At 54.4% G+C, this 16963-nt stretch carries 14 protein-coding genes; 1 reads left to right on the top strand and 13 read right to left on the bottom strand.

What is annotated here, in order from left to right; genetic code table 11:
• Positions 1 to 41: 41 nt before the first annotated feature.
• From ACFX4O_RS10945 to ACFX4O_RS10885, 13 genes are all read right to left on the bottom strand, one after another.
• Positions 42 to 836, bottom strand: a complete 795-nt coding sequence (locus tag ACFX4O_RS10945) for a lysozyme inhibitor LprI family protein (protein ID WP_380208674.1) — start codon at positions 834 to 836, stop codon at positions 42 to 44.
• Positions 837 to 839: 3 nt separating this feature from the next.
• Positions 840 to 1673 (bottom strand): peptidoglycan-binding protein, encoded by an 834-nt coding sequence (locus ACFX4O_RS10940; protein WP_131409701.1) that lies wholly within the window; start codon positions 1671 to 1673, stop codon positions 840 to 842.
• A 202-nt stretch (positions 1674 to 1875) separates the two neighbouring features.
• A complete protein-coding gene (locus ACFX4O_RS10935) occupies positions 1876 to 2358 on the bottom strand; it encodes a type VI secretion system tube protein Hcp (protein WP_023480099.1) in 483 nt (160 codons plus the stop codon).
• Between the two features lie 249 nt (positions 2359 to 2607).
• Positions 2608 to 3045: a Rap1a/Tai family immunity protein gene (locus ACFX4O_RS10930; RefSeq protein WP_380208671.1), complete on the bottom strand. Its 438-nt coding sequence runs from the start codon at positions 3043 to 3045 to the stop codon at positions 2608 to 2610.
• A 39-nt stretch (positions 3046 to 3084) separates the two neighbouring features.
• On the bottom strand, positions 3085 to 4587 hold the full coding sequence (tssC, locus tag ACFX4O_RS10925) for a type VI secretion system contractile sheath large subunit (protein WP_016495654.1): 1503 nt from the start codon (positions 4585 to 4587) through the stop codon (positions 3085 to 3087).
• Positions 4588 to 4590: 3 nt separating this feature from the next.
• Positions 4591 to 5115: a type VI secretion system contractile sheath small subunit gene (gene tssB, locus ACFX4O_RS10920; protein ID WP_131409697.1), complete on the bottom strand. Its 525-nt coding sequence runs from the start codon at positions 5113 to 5115 to the stop codon at positions 4591 to 4593.
• A 74-nt stretch (positions 5116 to 5189) separates the two neighbouring features.
• Positions 5190 to 6203: a type VI secretion system protein TssA gene (gene tssA / locus ACFX4O_RS10915; protein ID WP_131409695.1), complete on the bottom strand. Its 1014-nt coding sequence runs from the start codon at positions 6201 to 6203 to the stop codon at positions 5190 to 5192.
• Between the two features lie 11 nt (positions 6204 to 6214).
• Positions 6215 to 6925, bottom strand: coding sequence for a type VI secretion system-associated protein TagF (gene tagF, locus ACFX4O_RS10910; protein ID WP_131409693.1), 711 nt, complete (start codon positions 6923 to 6925; stop codon positions 6215 to 6217).
• Positions 6926 to 6943: 18 nt separating this feature from the next.
• Positions 6944 to 10555 carry a type VI secretion system membrane subunit TssM gene (tssM, locus tag ACFX4O_RS10905; protein ID WP_380208667.1) on the bottom strand — a complete coding sequence of 1204 codons (3612 nt, stop codon included), beginning with the start codon at positions 10553 to 10555 and terminating at the stop codon, positions 6944 to 6946.
• 3 nt (positions 10556 to 10558) lie between these two features.
• A complete protein-coding gene (locus ACFX4O_RS10900; protein WP_097405798.1) occupies positions 10559 to 11797 on the bottom strand; it encodes a DotU family type VI secretion system protein in 1239 nt (412 codons plus the stop codon).
• Positions 11798 to 11814: 17 nt separating this feature from the next.
• Positions 11815 to 13158 (bottom strand): type VI secretion system baseplate subunit TssK, encoded by a 1344-nt coding sequence (tssK, locus tag ACFX4O_RS10895; protein WP_380208665.1) that lies wholly within the window; start codon positions 13156 to 13158, stop codon positions 11815 to 11817.
• 24 nt (positions 13159 to 13182) lie between these two features.
• Positions 13183 to 13689, bottom strand: a complete 507-nt coding sequence (tssJ, locus tag ACFX4O_RS10890; protein WP_380208663.1) for a type VI secretion system lipoprotein TssJ — start codon at positions 13687 to 13689, stop codon at positions 13183 to 13185.
• Between the two features lie 23 nt (positions 13690 to 13712).
• Positions 13713 to 14204, bottom strand: a complete 492-nt coding sequence (locus ACFX4O_RS10885; protein ID WP_017457009.1) for a hypothetical protein — start codon at positions 14202 to 14204, stop codon at positions 13713 to 13715.
• Positions 14205 to 15187: 983 nt separating this feature from the next.
• On the opposite strand from ACFX4O_RS10885, the gene ACFX4O_RS10880 reads away from it, so the two are divergent.
• Entirely contained in the window at positions 15188 to 16909 is a 1722-nt protein-coding gene (locus ACFX4O_RS10880) for an alpha,alpha-trehalase (RefSeq protein ID WP_380208660.1), read from the top strand.
• Positions 16910 to 16963 lie beyond the last annotated feature (54 nt).

Raw genomic sequence — 16963 nt, 5'->3', positions numbered from 1 at the left:
AGCAGGGATGGCCGTTCGCCATCCCTTTTACACGAAACGACTCAGATCCCATCCAGGCTGTGCGCCAGCGTTTCCAGACGATCGTTCATCGATTTTTTCAGGCATTGCACATCGCCATTGCAGCTATTGCGCTGGCTTAACCAGGCTTTCTGCTGCGATTGCAGTTTGTTTTCCAACTCTTTATTGCCCAGGCTTACCGCTTCTTTGCGGAACGAACGGTAAGAACGGGCAACGCTGTTATCCAGCGCCGCCAGCTCGCGATCGCCACAGATTGCTTTTTCCGGCGCAGACGCCGCTTTTGCACAATCAAACGAGGCCTGCGGTTTGCTGTTTTTATCCACTGGGGTGAGTAAAAGGATGGTGCCATCCGTCCAGTTCAGCAGTAAGCGCTGGTTAACTAACGCCATACTGGCGTCGCTACCCGCATCGCCGTTGGCAAAGTGACCCGAAGCGCAGGTAATATTTTCGACCTGCGTTTTCGCTTTCCCGTCTAACCCCAGCTCATAAGTTTTCGCCGCGTCTTTCTCCGGGATAGACTGCGTTGCTGCAACCCAGGCATCCAGCGTGCTGCGGCTTTCTTTCATTGTCGGTGACTGGCAATTTGACCCGCCAGGCAACGTGGTGCTGATACCTTGCGGTGTCACGCTCAGAAAGCGCCCAACAAGACGATCATCATTGAACTGATAGTTCAGGGTGCGTTCAGTTTCGGTATTAATAAACGCTTTCTCTACCTGCCACTCGCCTTGTACAGGTGAGTTGCCCGCCTGCACCGCCGCAGAGAACAATGCCAGGCAAGTGAGCGTTGCCGCTACGATTTGTTTATTGTGAGTCGTCATTGATCAATTTGTCCCGTAGTCGCCGTTTAAGAAAAGATTCACTTCAAAATTACGACGATTAATCAAACCCTTCATAACTTTGTGTTTGCTGGTATTGGCGCGCTTAATCTCGGTCATCGCGTCAGAGATCTGCCCGCGGTTGATAAAACCAAACACGTTGCTCAGCCGCCCGCCGGGGTTATAGGCAAAGGAAACCAGCGCGTCGAATTCATACTGCTTTAGCGGCACAAAAATACCATTTCTCACCGCGTTAACGTACGGCGGAACGGTTGCACGCAGTAAATTTGTTTCTTGATCGGCCGTCAGGCGCACCAGTTTTGCGTTATCCGCGACAAACTGACTTGCCTGGTCGTCGTGCAATCTGGCGGCTTTACTGATTTTTTCCGCGGTGACAGCATCAATGCCGATTTCAATCATTTTCGCTTTGATAGATTGCTCGGAGCGCTCTTTCATGTCGTAGCCCGGCCCGAGCGTCACGCCGCTCGCGCCGCCTGGCCAGTGCAAGTAACAACTTTTGTTCGCCCAGGCCTCGCGATGAAAAATAAAGGTCATGCCACTTGCGGAGATATCCATGGCGCCGACAGCCTGCCGCCCGGCGCTGCCGGAGATAGGCGGTTGCGGCGCGCGGGTGGTGACCGGTTTACCCAATGCAGCAAGGGTGCGTCGCCCGACAATTCCATCAACGTGTAAATTCTGCTTCGCCTGAAATTGTTTGACGGCTATTTCAGTTTTTAAGCCGAAAATACCATCTTCACCGACTTTCGCTCCCGATTTATTCAGCAGCTGCTGTAACTCTTTAACATTCGTACCACGATCACCCTTGCGCATAACACTCATTCGTTCATCCTCAAAATATTCTTCAATATTTATACGCACTCAAAAGAAACAGCTTTCATAAAAGCGGCTGCGTTTGAGTAGCAAATTATTTTGTTGGGGAAAACGCGATTAACTCAACATAAAAAGAGACAGCAATTTAAAGATTAAATAGTGATTTACCAGAAACGAAACAGGGTGAGCCCTTGCGGGCTCACCACAGCGATTACGCTTCTTTGTTTTCTTTGATGTTCCAGCCAGCGCTGGTTTCAGCACCTTTACCGCCGGAGGAGGATTGCTCCCAGTACTGCTGTTTCACTTTCGCAGCCTGGAATGCATAGGTCACACCCACGGTGTCGCCGTTGTCAGCGCCGGTGTACTGAACAGACGTGACCAGCACATCTTCCAGGGTGATGCGAGCGTACTCAACCTGCTGGCCACCTGCTTTGCAGACAGACAGCTCAACTTTGGTCAAGTGTTTGCCGCTAGAGCAATGTTTCAGGATAGCCGTCGTGGATTTATCAATGAGTGCGTTAACATGCAGGTCATTAAAATTGACTTTACCGGCACCGCCGCCACCGCCAACGCTCATGTTTCCAGGTTGTGAAGCACCCCAGGAAAAAGATGTGATATCAGTCCAGCCGGTGTGGTTAGAGTCTTTAGATTCACCCGTAACTCCATCGACCTTCAGAAACATATCAATAGCCATAATATTTACTCTTCGTTAATGATAAATATTGCTTTCGAAAAAGCGCTTATATGGCAAACGGGTAAGCATGGGGCCGAATAAAACCGTCCATATTTTACCTCTGCCTCGTTTGATTCTGAAAAGATTATGCATCTGTTCAGAAACACTCATTCCCTCGGTTGAGAGAAAGAATTCATGACATACTGACGCCAATATAACGACGTTGCGTTACGGAAATATCACTATTAGCGTTCAGATAATTCGCTCGCGTTATTTATTCCGCGATGGTTGGCTCTTTTCGCAATCGCCGTGATGCTGAGTCATCGCGTCGATAATTAATCTCGACGCGCGCTCTTGCTTCAGCCTTTCAGGTGGCAAGTCGCGAAAATAGCGATACACAATTTCATGTAGTGTGATGGATTTGAGCCGTCGATAACTGCACCAGACCGTCCCCTCCGTGGTATCCAACACGCCTAATAAATAGAGATCGGCTTTAATGCGCTCGCGCTCGTTGCTTTTTGATGTCCAGGCGTTGAAAAAGCGTTCGCCGCGCATATTCACATCCTGGCTGGTAAGCAACGCCGGGTCGCGCAAAAAATTGGCCGTGTCGTCTTGCGGTAACGCCTGCGCGCGCGGCGTGTAATCCTGTTCTGCCCAGCTCAACGCTGAACAGAACAACAGACCGGCTAACATAATGCGATGTCGCATCGTCACATCCTTGTGGTTGACGAGGTTGGCCCGTCTGGCTTACGCCTCTTTGGTTTTCAGCGACGGCAGTTTCGATACCAGACGCAGAGAAACGGTCAGACCTTCCAGCTGGTAGTGCGGACGCAGGAAGAATTTCGCCGCGTAGTAGCCCGGGTTATCTTCGATTTCCTGCACCTGCACTTCTGCCGCCGCCAGCGGTTTACGCGCTTTGGTTTCCTGCGATGAGTTCGCCGGGTCACCATCGACGTAGTTCATCACCCAGTCGTTCAGCCAGCGTTCCATTTCGTCACGCTCGCGGAAGGAACCGATTTTGTCGCGCACAATGCACTTCAGGTAGTGCGCAAAGCGGCAGCAGGCGAACAGATACGGCAGACGCGACGCCAGACGCGCGTTAGCGGTAGCATCGGCGTCGTGGTACTCCATCGGTTTTTGCAGCGACTGCGCACCAATAAACGCGGCGAAGTCGGAGTTTTTACGGTGGATAAGCGGCATAAAGCCGTTTTTCGCCAGTTCCGCTTCGCGACGATCGCTGATGGCGATCTCGGTCGGGCACTTCATGTCCACGCCGCCGTCATCGCTCGGAAAGGTATGGCACGGCAGATTCTCTACTGCACCACCGGATTCCACACCGCGAATCGACGTACACCAGCCGTACTCTTTGAACGAACGGTTGATGTTCGTTGCCATCGCATACGCGGCGTTCGCCCACGAATAATTGTTGTGGTTCGCGCCGTCGGTCTCTTCTTCGAAATCGAAGCTGTCAACCGGGTTGGTGCGAATACCGTACGGCAGACGCGACAGGAAGCGCGGCATCACGAGCCCAAGGTAACGGGCATCTTCAGATTCACGCAGTGAACGCCAGGCGGCGTATTCGGTATTCTGGAAGATTTTCGTCAGATCGCGCGGGTTCGCCAGCTCCTGCCAGGATTCCATCTGCATCACGCTCGGCGCAGTACCGGTAATGAACGGACAGTGTGCCGCCGCGCCGATGCGCGCCATTTCACCCAGCAGTTCGACATCCTGCGGGCTGTGATCGAAGTAGTAGTCACCGACCAGGCAGCCAAACGGCTCACCACCGAACTGACCGTACTCTTCTTCGTAGATTTTTTTGAACAGCGGGCTCTGGTCCCAGCCCACGCCTTTGTAGCGTTTCAGGTTACGGCCCAGTTCCTGCTTGGAGATGCTCATAAAGCGGATTTTCAGCATCTCGTCGGTTTCGGTGTTGTTCACCAGATGGCTCAGACCGCGCCACGCGCTTTCCAGTTTCTGGAAATCTTCGTGGTGGATGATCTGGTTAATCTGCTGTGACAGCTTTTCATCAATACCGGCAATCAGGTTTTGAATGGTGCGGTAGGTGTCGCTGGAGAACGTCACGGTGTTTTCCAGCGCCTGTTGCGCCAGCGTTTTCACCGCGCTTTCTACCGCTGAACGCGCCTGGTCCGTTTTCGGACGGAACTCTTTGCTGAGCAGCGCACTGAATTCATCCTGGCTGAAGGCCTGTGCGCCCTGCTGCAGTTCTTGCTGTTGAGAAGGGTTGCTCATGGTTTACTCCTCTTTACCTTGCGCACTGTCTTCACCGTTTGGTAACTGGCTGAGCGATTTCAGCAGGGTTGGGTCCTGCAACACTTTGGCAATCAGTTCTTCCGCGCCGTTTTTGCCGTCCATATAGGTCAGCAGATTGGAGAGCTGAGTGCGCGCTTCCAGCAGCTTGTTCAGCGGCTCGACTTTGCGGGCCACCGCGTCCGGCAGGAAGTCATCCATGCTGTCGAAGGTTAAATCGACGTTCAGACGACCTTCACCGGTCAGCGTGTTGTCGACGTTGAACGCCACGCGCGGTTTCAGCGCTTTCATGCGTTCGTCGAAGTTGTCGACGTCGATTTCGAGGAATTTACGATCCTCAATAGAGGGTAAGTTCTCCACCGGTTTCCCTACCAGATCCGCCATTACGCCCATCACAAACGGAAGCTGGATTTTGCGCTCCGCGCCGTACACTTCCACGTCGTACTCAATCTGTACGCGGGGGGCACGGTTGCGGGCGATAAATTTCTGACCACTGTTACTTATTGCCATGATGTTCTCCATCGAATATGCGCGGTGAAGGTTTGACGACCGGCAACACGCCTGCCGTCATAACTCGGTACGCGTCAGTCCTGACGCCCAAAGATGTTTTGTAGTTGATTCACGCCATCGGGCGCCAGATCGCGAATAATCTCCATAAAGTCCAGTTCGATTAGCCGCTGCACGCGGTCAATCATCAACGGCGCGGGGTGGCTCGGTTCGTGCTGAGTGAAATATTGCTTCACTTTTTCCAGCATCAGTTGCGCATCGGCACGCGTGGTCACCTGCGCAGTTCGCCAGTCGGTATGCGCCGCCAGCGGTGCTGCGACGACCGGTTGCGGCGCGTTATCCGTTGACGCCGTGGGTTCTGATATTTGTTGCTCTTCACTACGGGACGCGCGGCTGACACCGGCGATTAACCCAACCGTTTTGAGTAACTGTTCCATTTCCGGCACCCCGCTTTCGCCCAGTTGTTCCAGCAGCCATGTACGGATAGTTTGCAGACGCCCTTCGATTTGACCGATAGCCTCAATGCCAGGCTGACCGCCGCGCGTAAGCTCATCAATCAGACGCACCCGACCGCCGGGGTAGCCTGCACATTCAGTTTTGCTGCCGTCGAGCAACGCCTGCGCGTCGCGCACGTTCAGCTCATCGCCATTGCTGCGCAACAGCGGCGCCTGACGCAGCGTGGTGGTCAGCGCAGATTTATCGCTTAACCCCGCCAGCGCATTAATGCGATAAAACGGGTCGAATTCGCCGCCGTCGGTCAGCGAAGGCCAGAGCTGATCCCAGTACAGCGCCAGCGCCTGGCCTAGCAGCATTAAACCATCAGCATAGCCTTCCAGCCCACGGCGTCTAGTCCATGCGTGGGTTAATGCCATCATCACGCGGATATCTTTGGTGCGTGCCAGAAGCCCGGTTGCCAGTTTTTCCACCCGCGTCCAGTCTGCCGGTTCAGCGGGAATGATGGTGCTGCCAAACTGCTGCTCGGCTTTACCGAGGCTCGCCTGCTCCATTGCCTGGAAATCGGCGTCGTACTCCAGGTTCTCACCACACGGTTGCTCCGGGCTGACCGGAGCGAGTAACGATTCTATAGTCATCCGCAACCTGCTTATTCTTCAAACATCGGTGGGTAGAGGCCGTGGCGACCGGGTCTTGCGCCACCCGCTGGCTCAAACAACAGCGTGAATAACTGGCCGGTAAAGTTGCCGCTGTGCACATGCGTGTAGAGCGGGTAGCCATCGCTGCGGTTGGTCCACCAGAAACTTATCTGGCGCAGCGGATCAAAACATTCAGCGGCCTGTCGCCAGCCGATGGTTGATTCGCCGTCGCCTTCATAACCAATCACATCCAGAATTTCCGAGCGCGTTTCCGGCTCCACCAGTTGCACAGGTGGAATGGAGAGCAGCGCCTGGTCGAGCTGTTCGGGCGAAAAACCATTGCGCACGGCATGCAGCATGGTGCGCCCGAGTTGTTCATACCAGTCGCCCGCCTTCGCTAAATGGCGTGGCGACCACTCCAGCGGATTAATCGCCATCAACGCACACAGCGGATACTGGCGACCCACGCTGTCGCGACCGGGCAGCAGGCAGCCCATTTGCACCTGCTGCCCGCCGAGCATCGGCGGAACAACAAAATTCCAGATTGGCGCATTGCTGAACTGCCGGTCGCTTGCGCGCTGTTCTTCTTTCTGCCAGTTCATCAACCCCACCTGAAACCAGTGGGACCACTGACGCTGAAGCGCATCAGGAAAACGGCGTTGTAAAAAATCGCCCGCACTGGGCAGTTTTCCATACCAGCTAATTGCAGAAGTCGTAGTCATTAGGCGTTCCTTTGCAGTTCAAGGACATGCGAAACGTGGAAGCTGGAACGGGTTGCGGATGCTGTTCGGCGCGAATTCCAGCGTCACCTGATGTCCGTCAACCGTGAATGTCGCCTGGCGGCTCAGGCTGCTACTGCCGGGGCTGACACGCGCTTTATCGAAAAAGCGGTTCAGCGCCCAGGCGCCGTTGGTCACAAGCGTTGCTGTCGTGCCATTGGCCAGCCCTAATTGCATCCGCACCTGGTTGGTGCCGCCTGAACCCGGCCAGTTGACGATTTGCACCGCCTGCGGACCGTGGCTGTAGCGAAGGATTTGCCCGTCTACATCCAGCGTCATATTCAGGATGGTGTTATCCATGCGCACCGTCCGCACCGTGGTGCGAAACGACGGTGTTGCGCTGCCGTTGGCAAAGAACGCATCACGAATTGATTGCGCTTGCTGAAACGGCACCAGCACGCCTTCACTGCCCGGCAAGGTTTTACCATCGATACCCGGCATAAAGCGCCAGGTTGCCTGGGTGGTATCCACTTTGTTGGTCAGATTGTCACGAAAAAAGACATCCATCAGACCGGTCCCAGGAGCAAACATGCGCGCCAGATCGTCCGGGGTAACTTCGGTGCTGGCGGAACGGACTAACGGGTAACGTCCGGCAATGGCCTGGCGGCAAAAGCTGCCAACCTCAACGCTGATGCGCTTGCGCACATTTTCCATATCCCGACGCTGGGTATCACTGCTCGCCCCGACCGCCATATTGCTGAACATGGTTTGCAGCCCGCCCGGTAAACGTCCGGCGCTGGCCTGCAAACGGCTAATCGCTTCACCGCCCGGCGGTGGCATCCCGCTGTTGGCGGCATCCTGCACGGCGGTCAGGTAACGATAAAGCTCATCCACCTGTTTGAGAAAATCATCAAACACAATGGTTTTGCCACCCTTCTCCAGCGGCTGTGCCAGTTCAATGATCGGCGCGAAGTGTTCGGTGACACGCTGTTCCGGCGTCTGGCTGGCGGCGGCGTTTGCCGTGGCTGACGCGCCATCATGGTTGCTGAACAGCGTTTCGAGCATCTGCGTGCCACGGTTGCTGCTCTCCGGCGCTTTCTCTTTGCCATCGCTCACTTCATCGCGGCTGAGTTTCAACTGCTGCCTGAGGTTGATAACCAGGCGACGCAACGGCGAGTTATTGCCGGAAAGGAGCCGCGCAGTGTTGATGCGCTGGTTCAGATCCGCGCTGTTGTTGAGCTGGATGTCGCTCAGGAAGTTATCCCAGATGGCGATAAAATCACGCGCATATAACTGACGTACCGCGTTATCGGTTTGTTGTTTGTCTTCCGCTTGCGTGGTGGAACCGAGCACCCAAACATCATCTTCATGCAGCGAGGCGGTGACCGGCGCGATTTGCGCGTTGAAACTGTTCCAGTAACCCTCCGGGGTATACAAACCCGGCAGTCCTTCACCGACCGGTTTGCCGCTTTTACGTGAAAAGACCAGTTCGCTCTGCGGGCCGCCCAGCGTTGCCAGCGACACCGATTTCAGGTTTTCATCGCGCTCCAGCAGGCGTTTCAGCCGCCCGTAAACGCGGGTGGAGAGCGGCTGCTGGTTGATTAACGCCTGTTCACGGCTGATCAGTGCCTCGTCTTTTGCATACGGCGACGACTGAATTTGCGGCTCCAGCAGTTGCGTCAAGTGCCACTCAAGCTGGCTTAACTGCGCTTTGGTGACGTTTTGCGGCAGGTTCCGTTGCAGATTGAGCATCACCCACGCGTGCAGGAACTTACCGTCGTAATGCTTCGGCTGATACAGCATTTGATAGGCTTTCAGCGCCTCATAGCTGTATTCCACATCGCTGCCGTTGTCGTTACGCAACCAGGTGGTGATGCGCATCGCCACTTCCGGCAGCAGCATCTGTTGCAGCGCTTTCTGATACAGCGTTTGCGAGGCGTCTGCCACATCGTTACCGCGATACAACCCCATGCGGCGCGTGATCGGCGGGTTATTGACGTCAAACTTCTCGCTTTCCGGCAGCGCAGAGAGGCCATTGAGCAGCGGCAGCAAGGCAAAGAGATCGCCCTGTTGGCGGTTACGCAGCGCTTTGATCTGGCTTTCCAGCGCGGGCACTTTGGCCTGCACTTCATCCAGATAATCACGGTTGTTGCCGTAGCTGGTAAACCACAAGGCGCTGATAATAATCAGCAGCGCCAGCAGCGCCGCATAACCGGACCAAATCACCGCCCGGCTGCGCAGTTCCCACCAGCGGTTTTGCCCGGCGATACCGGCTTCCTGGAAGATAACGTTTTGCAGCAGATGCTTGATAAAGAAACTCTGCCCTTTCCCGCCCGGCACCGGTTCCTCTTTGCTGACCGAATCCCAGTTATCGCCTGATTTGCCCTGTGGCAGCGACAACGCGCGGTTCAGCTCGCCCATGACGCGGTCAAACGGCAGACCTTCCTGCGTACCGCTGGCGAAATAGATCCCGCGCGGAGAGAACTCGGTTTCAAAGTTGGAGCGGGCAAAAATGGTGTTCAGATAGTCTGCCAGCAGCGGGCGCAGCGCGGCGAACTCCTGCGGAAACAGGAAACATTCCGCGCGGGCTTGCGCATCGCTTTCACGTAGCAGCGTATCCGGCAGTGCCGCGTCCAGGCGCTGTTGCAGCAGTGCGAATTCCTGAAGAAAACTGCCCTGCAGGTCGAAATCCGCCAGTTTGGCTTTTTCCCACGGGAAGGTGAAACCCCAGATTTGATCGCGCTGCGCTTTATCAAACCCGGCAAAGTACGCGCGAAAACCTTTCAACAAGTCCGCTTTAGTGACCAGCACATACACCGGGAAACGGATCCCCAGCTGTTCATGCAACTCGGTCAAGCGCTGGCGCAGGTTGAGCGCCTGTTCGCGCGACGCTTCTGCTGATTGAGTGAGCAGATCGGCAATGCTGATCGTCACAATCACGCCGTTGATCGGCTGACGGCGGCGATACTTTTGCAACAGGCCAAGAAATTTCAGCCATTCGCTCGCATCCTGAACTTGTTCACTCTCCTGCGTGGTGTAGCGCCCGGCGGTATCAAGCAGCACCGCTTCGTTGGTAAACCACCAGTCGCAGTTACGCGTACCACCAATTCCGCGCAGCGCAGTTTTACCGAAGCGATCGGCCAGCGGGAATTGCAGGCCGGAGTTCACCAGCGCCGTGGTTTTACCGGAACCCGGCGCACCGATAATCACATACCACGGCAGTTGATACAGATACTGGGTGCTGAAGCGCTGCGCCCACTGTCCGCGTTGACCAGGCTGGTTGAAGTGCGCTTTTTTCAGTACCTGCGCGGCTTCTTCGAAACGCTCGTTCAGCACCTGATCTTCATTATTGAGACGTTTGCGCTCAACCGGATCTTTCGCTTCTTCGCTTTTCAGGTTGTCCATCAGCTTGCGGTTGAGCCAGGCGTTGTAAAGACGCGGCACAATGTGGCTGTGAACCCAAATCAGGTACATCACCGCAATGGTGATCATGCGGTTTTGCTCAGACTCAAGCGGGCGGGAATCCACGACGGAGAGCAGCGGGCCAATCATCCAGATAACTGCGGCCAGCCCCGTTACGCCAAGGAAACCCCACAAAATGCGGTTGGTCAGCAATGAAAGCAACATATTCATCCTTTAGTTTCCTTGCGGCAATCCGTTCAGCTCGGCAGCCGTATTTCCCGGCGACACCAGCAAAGTAATTTCAACGCGGCGGTTACGGGCGCGGTTTTCAGCCGAATTATTCGGCGCTATCGGGTTCATCTCTCCTCGCCCTTCTGCTTTGACACGCGCCGGTTGCGACAGGTGTTTTTGCAGCAGAGACTGCACAGAACGCGCGCGCTCAAGCGACAACTCGTAGTTCGAGGCAAAACGCGCACTGCGGATCGGCACGTTGTCACTAAAGCCCACCACCAGAATTTTGCCGCTCACGTTATTCATCGCCTGCGCCACGCGGTCGATAACCGGTTCATAGCTTTCGCGTGCCACTGTCGATCCCGAGGCAAACAGGCCATCGCCTTTGAGCGTTACCACGCTGCGATCGGCTTCATCGCGCACCGCCACCAGGCCTGCCTGAATTTCCGGGCGCAGAAACGCGCGCAGGTTAAGCACCGGCTGCACGTTTTGTACCGGTTGCTCAATGGAGGCTTCCGGCAACTGGGTCTGGTAGATTTTCGCCAGCACCGGGTTGGTGCTGTCACCCAAACGCCAGTTGAGGACGATATAGAACAGACAGGCGAGAAAACCCGCCAGCCCGACACATGCCCACAGCGGAATAACCGGACGCCACAGTTTGCGCATGACCGGTTGATCTTCCGGATGTGGCGACAGCGGCGGCGGATAGTTGCCGCGCACACCGCGAATCATCTGCCACAAGCGCTGCTTGATGGTTTCCAACTGCGTGCGGCCGTTGTCCATCACCCGGTAACGTCCTTCGAAACCGAGTAACAGGCAGAAGTTGATCAGCTCCAGCAGCGCGATATGCTCGCGCGGGTTTTGCGATAAGCGCGCCAGAAGCTGGAAGAATTTCTCCCCGCCCCAGGTTTCGTTGTGAAACGTCACCAGCAGACCGCTACCGGACCAGACGCCACGGCTTCCCCATGGGGTGAGTGCCGCCGCTTCATCAAGGGCGGTACATAAACAGTACCGGGCGCCGACGATCACTTCGTAGGCCAACCCGGATTGCTGGCAGCGCACTTCAAAACGACGAATTTCATCAATCAGATGCTGGCGCAGACCGCTTTGATCATCGTGAGAAACGGAATAACGGATCTGCGGTATCGCGTTAAGTAGCGGGTTGGCGGCCGCGACCAGAGGATTGTTGCCACTTGCTCCTGCCAGAGCGGCATCGCTGCCGGAGGCTTGTTGTTCCTGCATATTGTGCGCTCGCTGTATTATTCAGTCGGGCTACGGATGGCCCAAAACTCCATATCAAGACCCGGGAATTCACCTGCCAGATGCAGCGCGAAAGCCCCCGATTTCTCCATTTCGTTCCACAGCTCGCCGCCCTTTTCCAGTTCGAAATAGTTGTAACCGGCATGCCACGGAATTTGCGGCGGCGCGACCGGCATGGTGCGCAGCTTCATACCCGGCAGTTGCAACTGCACCAGGTCGCGGATTTTGGTCACCGGCGCGACTTTCATCTGTGCCGGGAAATGGGTTTGCAGGATTTCGCCAGGGACACTGGCTTTCACCGCCAGCACGAAACCAAACTCGCGCGCCATGGTGGTGCTCGGCAAGGTGGCGATATTCAGCCCGTGCGTGCGTTCGGTGAGTGGTAGCTGGATGGCGTGTTCTTCCATCACCAGCGACAACCCGCTGCGCAGCATCAGTTGTAACTTGCCAAAACACCCGGCCAGATCGTCATGGTCATAAACCGGCAGCGTCTCTTCCGGCGAGCGCGACGCGGTCCAGGTGGTCAGCTCGGTGGCAAACGCCAGCCAGCTGCGCCATAACTCTTCCGGGTGGATCATCGGCAGGCTTTTCAGATGGGAAATCTGACCGACATGGTGGTTAATCAACGCCAGTAGCGTGAATTCAACCATTTCGGAGGTATTAAAACGCCCCGGCTGGCGCAGACGCTGACCAATCTGCTGACTACGCTGCTTCAGCAAGCTTTCCAGATCGCTGATACTGGCGTAAATCACCGGGTTGTTAACCGCATTCAGCATCGGCGGGATATAACGGCTATCAATTCGAACGTGGTTATCGTTACGTTTTTCTAATACATGGGCGACACCGATCGCCGTCCATTCTGCCGAGAGATCTTTTTCCAGCATCAGTTTCAGACGCAGACGGCCAAACTGCACCGCCGCAGGTCCAACGGACATGGCGTTATCGTCATCGACTTCACTTTCCCAGGTGACGTAACGCGCCAGCGAGTCTTTCTCTTCGCTAAAGATCACCTCATCACGCCCGCCGCGACGGGCAGGCAGCGCCAGTACCACGCGCTCATTGTTGATGTTGTCCGGGATAGCCAGCGGTGTGGGCGCCTGGCGAGCATCGTGGAATGAGAAGAACGTGCCATCCGGCAGTAAACCGCTGGCATAGCTCAGGGCAATACAGCCCTGGCGCAGCATGGCATCGTCGAGCTCGATATCAAGGTAGCCCCAAAGATACGGGCGCTGCAGTGTCCCCCACTCGCGTATATGATGTTGCAGATAGCTTTCCGCGCGCTGAAAGTGATGAGGACGCAGAAACATACCTTCGGTCCACACGACCTTTTCTGCTTTGTTCATACGGTTTTCCTGTTAAGACTGGCGCTATTTGGAAATCACACGGATGCCGTTGACGTCGAGGAAGATGTTGGCTTCCAGTTCATCAGACGAAGATTTCCAGAATTCGTAGAAGTGCGTCTCTCCCTGTACCGGGAGCGGTAAGGACATCCGCCATTTTTTGCCATCCAGCGCCTGATACTCCGCCATCACGCCAATGTAACGCGCGTCGGGCGCGCTTTTACCGCTCAGCGTTTTCGACAACTGGCCGGGCATCAGGAAAAATTCATCACTGTTCAGCAGGTTGGCGCCAAGTACGCTATCTGCGTTGTTTTGCAGCGACCAGAAATCGGCGGACATAAATGTCGCGTCCGATTTCAACAGCAACACCCTGACTTTAAGGGGAGCGGACTCATTGATTTGCGGATGAGCCCTGAACTGAAGGTTATAGCTGGTAGGTACGCTGTGTGAAGAGGAGCCACAACCGCTGGCCAGGGAGGCCAGCACAAAGAAAAACACCAGGCTAATCTGGCGTACAACCGAATTATTATTCATACCAGGTACTCGTCACGGCTGGATTAATTGATGATCCACGTTCCGGAGTTGGCGTTTTTGCAAGCCTTACCGCTGCCATCGACAGTCACGCAGGTCTGTTTTTTACGCACGACGCGGCGTTTATCATCGCGCAGGGTTTTCTCGTACAGCTCGCTTTTCACCACGGCACGCATCGGCACGTAACCAATCAGCTCTTCCTGACCTTCATCGGCCAGCGCCATCCAGAAGTGTTCCACCTGACCCAGTACAACGTAAGTTTTACCGGCTTGCAGCTGGCGAATCACTTTGCCGCCGTAATCCGGGGTGCTCATCACCGATGCCGGGTACAGCGCGCGGTAGTCTTGTTTGATAGGCTGGAATTCCTTCGGAGGAATCACCGCATAGCGGTGTGTCAACGTGACACCATTCACTTCGCTGGTGACGATGGTGTCGTCGGTTGGGGCGGGCTTAGGTGGCGCTTTACAAGCCGAAACGCCAAAGACAAAAAGAAGTGCCAATACCATTCGCATGTTCATAACGTTTTTTTCCATTGCAAATATATTACTGTGTTGACCTGGAGCGTTTTGGAAAGGGTATTTAAATCGCTCTAAATGACGCAAATCCATGTCCAGTTAAACGCTCAGATAATGAATAAAAGGCATAGCTACCGCACGAGTCTGTCGCAGGGACAGGCTGCAATAATATTACTTTTCATTGACTATCATGACACGATTTTACAGATCAGATAATTCAATTCAATATGATATCCGACCTGTTGAAATACTATTATTTAATTTTTTTACAAATTAGGACAATTCTCAAGAAGGAATTTCACTTTAGATGAAAATCCTTAAAGATGCCAACTCAGCACATTGATAACATTGCGCAATTCTGACATAAACCGCTGATTATTAATAGTTATTGCTGACAACAAGGCAATAGCATATATTTTAAATTGCGAGATAGGATGAATCCTAAAAACTAATTATATTTTATAAAAACTACAAAATTTAGTAGTGAAATTGCCGGAATAAAAGTACGGATTAACGGGAAAACTAAGTAAAGGTGTTATTTTTCCATCGATAGGCAAAATATATTGAACAAAGAAAGATTATTTCCGCAGCAAGATAGTCATGGATGTAACAGTCCCAGAAGGGAAGTATCAATTGCTTTCATATGAAAATTTATCTCCGCCTTAAATTGTTTAGTCATACTTAATCCTCGTGAACGCACAATAAATGAAACCTTTCAGCAAAATTGATACAGCACAATATTTACCCGCTACAGGCCTTTTAGCGAATAAATAAAAAAAAGCACTGGCTAACAGGTATGCAGGCGGTGGTCTTTATTCGTGCGTGGACAGCATACACATCCCTCTGCTCCTCCAGCCAGACGGGGAAATTGTCTGGAATCGCGCAAAATGCCAAACGCGACACACGATTTGTTTCAGATTCGACTATGGTTTTGTGCAAGGTTGATTGCGGCAGCACCGCTGTGCCCCCGCTAAGGAGAATAATCGATGACAAGACCCGTTCTACACCGGCCGCGCGCTCTGCTGCTGGTCATGCAAATCGCGTTAGGCGGCGCATTACTCGCTACGATCCCTCACAGCTTCGCCGCTGAGGCGCAAAGCACGCCGCAGCCACCGGATATCCTGCTCGGCCCGCTGTTTAGCGATGTGCAAACCGCCAAGTTGTTTCCCGATCAAAAAACCTTCGCCGATGCCGTGCCGAAAGGCGACCCGCTGATGATCCTCGCGGATTACCGCATGCAGCGCATGCAAACCAGTTTCGATTTACGCCACTTTGTGGATGTGAACTTTACGCTGCCCAAAGAGGGGGAAAAGTATGTTCCGCCTGAGGGACAAAACCTGCGTGAACATATCGATGGACTGTGGCCGGTGTTAACACGCACCACCGACAGCGCTGGAAAGTGGGATTCGCTGCTGCCGCTGCCGAAACCTTATGTTGTGCCGGGTGGACGTTTTCGCGAGGTGTATTACTGGGATAGCTATTTCACGATGCTCGGTCTCGCCGAGAGCGGTCACTGGGACAAAATTGAAGACATGGTTACCAACTTTGCCCATGAGATCGACACCTGGGGCCATATTCCTAACGGCAACCGCAGTTATTACCTGAGCCGCTCGCAGCCGCCATTCTTCTCGTTGATGGTGGAATTGCTGGCCACACACGATGGCGACGAGGCGCTGAAAACCTGGCTGCCGCAAATGGAAAAAGAGTACCAGTACTGGATGGAAGGAGCAGAAACGCTGCAGCCAGGCCAGGCCAATAAGCGCGTGGTTAAGCTCAGCGATGGCAGCGTTCTGAACCGCTACTGGGACGATCGTGATACGCCGCGCCCGGAGTCGTGGCTTGATGATGTCACCACCGCTAAAAATAACCCCAATCGCCCGGCAACCGAGATTTACCGCGATTTGCGTTCTGCCGCCGCGTCGGGCTGGGATTTTAGCTCCCGCTGGATGGACGATCCTAATCAACTTGGCACCATTCGGACCACCAGCATTGTACCGGTCGATCTGAACGCACTGATGTTCAAGATGGAAAAAATGCTTGCTCGCGGCTACCAGGCCGCTGGCGATAGCGCAAAAGCCAGCCAGTATGATGCGCTGGCGAACACGCGACAGAAAAGCATCGAGGCCAATCTGTGGAATGAAAAAGAGGGCTGGTACGCGGATTACGATCTGAAGACGAAGAAGGTGCGTAATCAACTAACAGCGGCAGCGCTTTACCCGTTGTTTGTGAATGCCGCAGCGAAAGATCGCGCCGATAAAGTTGCCAGCGCGGCAAAAGAACGGTTGCTGAAACCGGGGGGAATTTCTACCACCACGGTAAACAGTGGCCAACAGTGGGATGCACCAAACGGCTGGGCGCCGCTGCAATGGGTGGCAACCGCTGGCCTGCAAAATTACGATCAGCAGAAACTGGCGATGGAAGTGAGCTGGCGTTTTCTGACCAATGTGCAGCATACCTACGATCGAGAGAAAAAGCTGGTCGAGAAATATAATGTCAGCACCACCGGCACCGGTGGCGGCGGTGGTGAATATCCGCTGCAGGATGGTTTCGGCTGGACGAACGGTGTGACGCTGAAAATGCTCGACCTGATCTGCCCGAAAGAGAAACAGTGCGACAGCGTACCGCAAACGCAGCCGGCACAGCAGCCTGCCGCGAAGGTTGAACCGGCCACTCAGCCACAAAAACAGCAGCAAGCCGTCGCGCAGTAACACACGCGCAGTAAAAAGCCGCAACAATCATGTTGCGGCTTTTTTTGTCTCAAA

The organism is Kosakonia sp. YIM B13571, from assembly GCF_042788095.1.
GTDB lineage: Bacteria > Pseudomonadota > Gammaproteobacteria > Enterobacterales > Enterobacteriaceae > Kosakonia > Kosakonia quasisacchari.
The sequence above is the reverse complement of the archived record's forward strand: the minus strand, read 5'-3'. Positions and strand labels throughout refer to the sequence as shown.